9 protein-coding genes are annotated in these 5,917 nt (G+C 62.0%); all 9 read right to left on the minus strand.

Going from position 1 to position 5,917, the window contains the following annotated elements:
• Positions 1–37: 37 nt before the first annotated feature.
• Positions 38–775: a hypothetical protein gene (locus BI344_RS22355; RefSeq protein WP_071114986.1), complete on the minus strand. Its 738-nt coding sequence runs from the start codon at positions 773–775 to the stop codon at positions 38–40.
• Between the two features lie 10 nt (positions 776–785).
• On the minus strand, positions 786–1,034 hold the full coding sequence (locus BI344_RS24515) for a toxin co-regulated pilus biosynthesis Q family protein (RefSeq protein WP_071114987.1): 249 nt from the start codon (positions 1,032–1,034) through the stop codon (positions 786–788).
• A gap of 240 nt (positions 1,035–1,274) precedes the next feature.
• Entirely contained in the window at positions 1,275–2,186 is a 912-nt protein-coding gene (locus BI344_RS22365; protein ID WP_071114988.1) for a secretion/conjugation apparatus DotM-related subunit, read from the minus strand.
• Positions 2,186–2,443, minus strand: a complete 258-nt coding sequence (locus tag BI344_RS22370) for a hypothetical protein (RefSeq protein WP_071114989.1) — start codon at positions 2,441–2,443, stop codon at positions 2,186–2,188. Before BI344_RS22370 ends, BI344_RS22365 begins: the two co-directional genes overlap by 1 nt.
• An 8-nt stretch (positions 2,444–2,451) precedes the next feature.
• Positions 2,452–2,676, minus strand: a complete 225-nt coding sequence (locus BI344_RS22375) for a hypothetical protein (protein WP_139167124.1) — start codon at positions 2,674–2,676, stop codon at positions 2,452–2,454.
• A gap of 28 nt (positions 2,677–2,704) precedes the next feature.
• Positions 2,705–3,823, minus strand: a complete 1,119-nt coding sequence (locus BI344_RS22380; protein ID WP_071114991.1) for a type IV pilus twitching motility protein PilT — start codon at positions 3,821–3,823, stop codon at positions 2,705–2,707.
• Entirely contained in the window at positions 3,823–4,644 is an 822-nt protein-coding gene (locus BI344_RS22385) for a type IV secretory system conjugative DNA transfer family protein (protein ID WP_071114992.1), read from the minus strand. Before BI344_RS22385 ends, BI344_RS22380 begins: the two co-directional genes overlap by 1 nt.
• Before the next feature lie 7 nt (positions 4,645–4,651).
• Complete coding sequence (locus BI344_RS22390) at positions 4,652–5,386, minus strand: DotD/TraH family lipoprotein (RefSeq protein ID WP_206600467.1); 735 nt, start codon at positions 5,384–5,386, stop codon at positions 4,652–4,654.
• Positions 5,387–5,453: 67 nt separating this feature from the next.
• Positions 5,454–5,855, minus strand: coding sequence for a hypothetical protein (locus BI344_RS22395; RefSeq protein WP_071114994.1), 402 nt, complete (start codon positions 5,853–5,855; stop codon positions 5,454–5,456).
• Between the last annotated feature and the right edge of the window lie 62 nt (positions 5,856–5,917).

The raw sequence follows: 5,917 nt of genomic DNA on the forward strand, positions 1-5,917 counted from the left end.
CGAAGAGTCGGAGCCGAAGTTGATCGTGGAGCCGCCGCTACTCCCCCCGCTGCCACCTGAGCTGCCGCTGCCCCCCGGAGGTGGTTTGCGAACTCTTGCCGACCTTGGCGGAATAGCTGGAAACGCCAGGCATGGTCTTGATCTGAAAGGTGCGGGTAACCAGGCGGGAAAACTCCACCACGCCGTTGCGGTAGCTCCAGTTGGTGCTGGTTTTGTTGGCCACCGCGTCAAGCAGGCCGCGCAGCGTGCCTGAATAGTTCAGTTGCGCTTTTGGCTCCGCATCCAATGCCGGAGCGCTTCCCGCTCCCGGATACGATGTTCCGCCCATTCCCATTCCCATTCCCATTCCGCCCGGCAGCGGCGGCATGCCTGGAGGAGGAGATGGCATGCCAGGCTGCTGGGTGCCATTGCCGCCAGATTTACTGGTCGTAATGCCGAAGATATCGCGCGCCAGGCGGATGGTGACGCCCTGCTCCTTGCCGATCTGTTCGGTCATCAGGGACAGGGGCAGCAGCCGGCCCGAACTGAAGCTGGCGGCCTGATCGAACCTGGGCGGCAAGCTGTCTATCTCATCCATCACCACCGAGCGCTGGGCAAACCAGGCGCCGCTGTCGCGCTCCACCAAGGATAAAGAAGGATAGGTCAGATTGGATTCTGCGCTGCGCAGCACCCGTTGCGTTTCCGCCACCCTGTCGTCCGTCTTCTGCAACATGCCGGGCGTGCCGCAACCGGCCAGCACCGCGGTTCCGCATAGCGCGGCCACAATCTTCTTCATGCCTGTTTCCTTAGCGTGTCGCGTGGATCACGCGAATGACCTTGTTTGCCTCGTAGACCTTGATGCGGATCGGCGTATCGGTGTTCTGCAACGACTTGGCCACCTGCTCCATCACCTCAAGGAACGTTCCGCTGAATGTCGCCGGATAATCGATGGGGAAGTCGCGCTCCATCTCCCAGGCCAGCTCCCAGCCATTGGCCTTGGCGTAGTCGCGCAAGGCGGCGGAAATGCGGCCCTTGCCCGGCACCAGTTGCAGCACATTGCGGCCTTGGCCGAACTCGATGGGACGACCCTCCGCGCCGCGGCTGCCACCTCCCCGAATCCGCCATCCTTGGCCTTGTCGTTGTCCAGATAGATAAAACCGGCCTCGGCATGCAGCGCGCACACCAGCAAAGATGCCGCGAGCAATGTTTTTTGCTTCATGACCTGAACCTTATTGATTCACTTTAATAGGTATGATATCAAACTTTTCATGATATCAGTCAAATAAAAATCCCACTCAGGCTCCTGGCACCGGCATGCCCCTTTGCTGCAGGATCTGCTGGATGGTCAGACTCAGGTAGCGCCGCATGATCACCAGGCAGCCATACAGCCGCACATCGCGTAACGGCTTGCGCTCGGCCAGTTCCATGTAATAGTGCGCCATGATGCCGACGCCCTCCATGAACACGGTCTTGCGGCCGACGCTGGCCAATGCCGCCCATAGCTCCGGATGATCGTGGCGGAACAGGATAGGCCGCGCCCAATCGCAACGCACCACGCCATTCTTTTCCCGATGATGGTGCAACAGCCTGACCATGGCGGTAGACCGGTAGGCGTGCTTGTCGCAAGCCAGCTTGACCAGCTTGGGGCTCACGCCCAGCTTGCGCGCGAAACCCACCAGCAAGGGATCGTTCGGATTGGAGGGCTCCCCCACCTGCTTTTCCAGCGCCGACAGGAATTTTTCGTCGAAATCCGCCGCCTCGTGATTCAGCCCGTTGACCCTCATCCATTCCGACACCTGATAAAGCTGCCTCTCCTTCGGGTCCAGGCCACGGGCGCGTATTACCTGATTGAAGGTCTGGCGGTTGGCAGGACGATTCGACCATACCCGCCGCACTGCATGCTCCCTGCGAACATGCTTGAGCAGGAACGGCGCAACCGGAATGGCAATCAGCCAGCCCAGGAAGTAATCCAGCACGATGGCCCGAAACAGGGTGGGCTGCTCGCGCAACCATTCCGCGCCATGGGCGAACGGCACGCCCAACACCGGCATCTTCGCCAAAAACAGATAACGGCCATAGGTGCTCTGCATCCACTTCAGCCACAAATGCGGCGCGAAATACCATGCCACACCGGCCAAGACCAACAATGCGATGATGAAGAACAACTTGTCGTCGCCACCGCCGCCCGCGCCATTGCGCGCGGCCATCAATCGGGGCTCCGGTAGGCTGGCCGCGCGTGATAGGCGCGGCCGCTCAGCTTGGCCTTGACGTAGCGGAAAGCTTGCTCGATCGGCACACCCTTGTATTCAAAGAAGATCAGCACAGCGAAAATGACCAGCATCGCCAGCACCGTGTACCATTTGAACTTCAGGATCAGCACCGGCAGTATGTAAAACGCCTTGGAGTCCAGCCAAGGGGTGAATCGGGGCGATTGGGCGGCAAACACCCACAGTTGTCCATCCATGCCTTACCTCACCAGAGAGAATCTTTTGTCACGACGTAATGGGGCCGGCCGCGCTCGTCCTTGCCCTTATAGCTGAGATTGGCATCCGCCGGAACCGACGCCCCCGCGCCCCCCCCGCCCCACGACGCGCCGACAGTGACGCCGGCCAGAAAAATCAGGACGCCCACCGCCGCCAGCAGCACTTCATAGGGCAGCCTATCGAAAACCGCTTTCGCCAGCGCGGCTAATTTCATCGAAGCCTTCTGTTGTCTCATCATCCGCTCAACCACTCATCAGATAGGTAATGACGTCCTCCTGCCGGACGCGGCCCTGCTCGATCAAATCCAGCGCGCTCTGACGCATAGGCTGGCCGTACAGATTTACCTTCTCCCGCATCAGCTGGAACACCCGTTCGGAATTGGCGGCGATTTCCTGCGCCACCGTGCCGGCGCTGCCCAGCTTGGTGAAGTCCAGGCACTCGCGCACCGGCACCCGCTTGCCGTCCGTTGTCGGCACCAGGTGCTGGCACACCACATACTTCAAGGTGGTGGCCAGGTTGTAGATCATCACCGCCCGCATCGCCTGGGGAAAAAACTTGGACCAATAGTCGAAAAGCTCCGGAATGGTGTTCGGGTGCATGGTGGCGTACACCAGATGGCCGGACTGCGCCGCCCAGATCGCCGCCTGCGCGGTTTCCGCGTCCCGCACCTCCCCCACCAGCATGTGGGTCGGCGCCATCCGCAAGTGGGCGCGGATGCCGTCGGAAAAACTCTCCACCGATGTGCCCACCTGCATCTGGTCTATCACCGCGGTCGGCGCCGCCACCTTGCCGTAAACGAACTCCACCGGATCCTCGATGGTGCGCAGGATGCAGGATGAGTCGGGCCGCTCGACGTGGTCGCGCAGCAGCGACGACAGGGTCGCCGACTTGCCGGAGCCGGTGGGACCGGTCACCAGGATCAGGCCGGAACGCTGGGTGCGGCTGACATAGATCAGGTCCTCCGGCGTGTCGGCTTCCTTCAGCGTCCACGGCTCGGGCTTGATGCGGCGAAACGTCGCCGACGGGCCCGAGGTCTCGCTCTGCATGTCGCGCGCCACCGCCACCCGGTAACGCTGGCCGTCGACACCCTCGTAGACGAAGTCCAGCGAGCGCGCCTTGCCCATCACCATGTCGTAGCCGTTGACGTTGTCCTTGTAGGCCGCGGTCAGCAACTGGCGCATTTCGTTCTGCTGCAGCCGGCGCTGCATCACCAGCCGGTTGCGGCCGAACACCTTGGCCACCGGATATGTGTCCTGCTTGAGAAAAACGTCGCTGGCGTCGGAAAAGCGGTTGAGCAGACTTTCCAGATCCATGCGGCTGACTTTCGAGCTGTTGTCGAAATCGTCGTCAAATCCGGACATTAGCGGCCCCCATCGAAAAACTCGGCGGCGCCCAAATCGTTGATCGCCTTCCAGCGCGGCAGGTCCTTGACGAACACCACCGGCTGCGACACCACCTTGCGCACCACTTTCACGTCGATGCCGCCATCGGCGTCGACCACCTTCTGCTCCTGGCGGATCACCTTGGGCGCATCCACCATCCTCTTCAACCACAGCATCTTGTACAACAGCATGCCGTTGAAGCTTTCCTTCAATTGCGCCAGCTTGCTCTCATATGCCCCCTTGGCCGCCGCCACCCCGCTGGCCCAGCCCTGGCGCACGCCATCGTCCCAAGCGGCCTTCTCCTCCGGCGTAGCCGGCTTCAACGCCGCATCCGGCTCGCGCACCTCCGGCACCGGCTGCTGCATATAGTCCCACCAGCTGGGCGCGGTGGTGACGAAGCGCGCGTCCTCCCGCACCCGGTAGGAAGCCTCCACCGCCACCATGCTGGTGGGGCTTTCCAGGCGGACGGTATTTTTCGACGATGACAGCACCGGCGGCAGCAGCGAATCGGGCAGCAGCAAGCGGGAAAAGTCGAATACCCGCGACAGCGCCGCATCCTGCGACTGCAGCATAGCGTTGAGCCGTTCGCATTCCCGCACCTGGCCAAGCTGGGCGCCATAGGACAGGCCCGCGTTGTAGACCGCCCGAACCTTGAGCGCGGCCTCTTGCGACAGATAGCTTTTCGGCTGCCAATTCAGGGCGCTCTGCAGCGCGCCGCCATCTTCGAGCGGGATGGAATCGGCCGCCCAGGCGCCTCCCGCCAGACCGATGGAAAACACCCAAAACCACACGCGCGTCATGCCCGCCTCACTCTACCCGCTGGTGCAATCCCAGCGTTTCGCGCACCTTGCGCTCGCCCGCGCCGTCATCGACATAAGGGCCCACCGCAATCTGGAACTTGCGCCCCGCCGGACGGATCTGGGTGGCAAAGCCCTGATTCTTGTAGCCGTCGGCCACCCGTGCAGCCAGCTTGCGGTCGGAGAAGATGCCGCCGTCCATTGCGTACTTCTGGATCAAAGGCTTGGAAGCCGAAGCCTGGAAGGCGGTTTTCGGATCGCGGGTGTCGTTGATGGCGCGGGTGTAGTCCAGCACGATGGTCCTGGACTTCTCATCCACCGCCAGCACGAAGGGGAACTGGTCGCCTATCGAACGCAGCACCGCGATCACCGGCTGCGAAGAGCTCTTGATCCGCACGATGCTGTCCACATCGGCCGAGCCGCGCTCCTCGAAACGCCAACCTATGTTTTGCGCGATGTCCTGCACGATGCCGTGCGGCACGCCCACGTACTCGGTGGAGTACAAGCGGTTCAGATCATTGCTCGGCGTGGCCTCCAGGCTGGCTTTCAAGTCCTGCATCGCCTTGTCGCCGCTGTTGACCACAGTCATGCGCGCCAGCAGTTGCTGGCTGCGCGCGGCATCCTCGGCGGCCTTGGCCAACATCGCCAGCTCGGGGCTGGCGGCCGGCCCGCGCGCAACCGGCGCCGCGCAGCCGGCCACGGCACAAACAAGGCTGGCGATCAGGAATGGCATAGCAGCTCTCATGAAAATCGCGCTCCATATATTTACTTTGGTAGTAATCATATCAAACATTTTTTTAAATATGCTGGCTTTATTGCAGCGTGGCGGGCGGCAGCACTTGCGCCGCCAGCTCCGCGTCGCCCAATACTTGCTCCAGCTCGCCGCGCCGGTAATCGAAATCCGCCTGCCAGCGCTGAATCTGAGCCGGCACCCGCTCCAGCTTGCGGAACAGCATGGTGCGCGGATGGGCGCGGGCCCAATCGCACAGGCTCAGCAAGGAATCGTGCGGCATGTCGATCAGGCGCGCCAATAACAGGTGCGAAGGCAGAAAGCCATGCAGCCGGAACCAGACGCCATCCTGAAAACTCGCCTGCGGCGCTTCGCGGCCTATCCTGCCGCCATTCTCCAGCGCCCACGATTCCGGCACCGAAACATCGCCCTCCTCATCGGCGAACCAGTAAGCCAGCATGTCGCGCCATACCGTGTTTTCCATCAAAGCCCCCTGCAATCTCGGATACGATTTCTTTTATGATGTCCGCCTCGCGCTTGGCGCCG

Source organism: Chromobacterium sphagni (assembly GCF_001855555.1).
Classification (GTDB): Bacteria; Pseudomonadota; Gammaproteobacteria; order Burkholderiales; family Chromobacteriaceae; genus Chromobacterium; species Chromobacterium sphagni.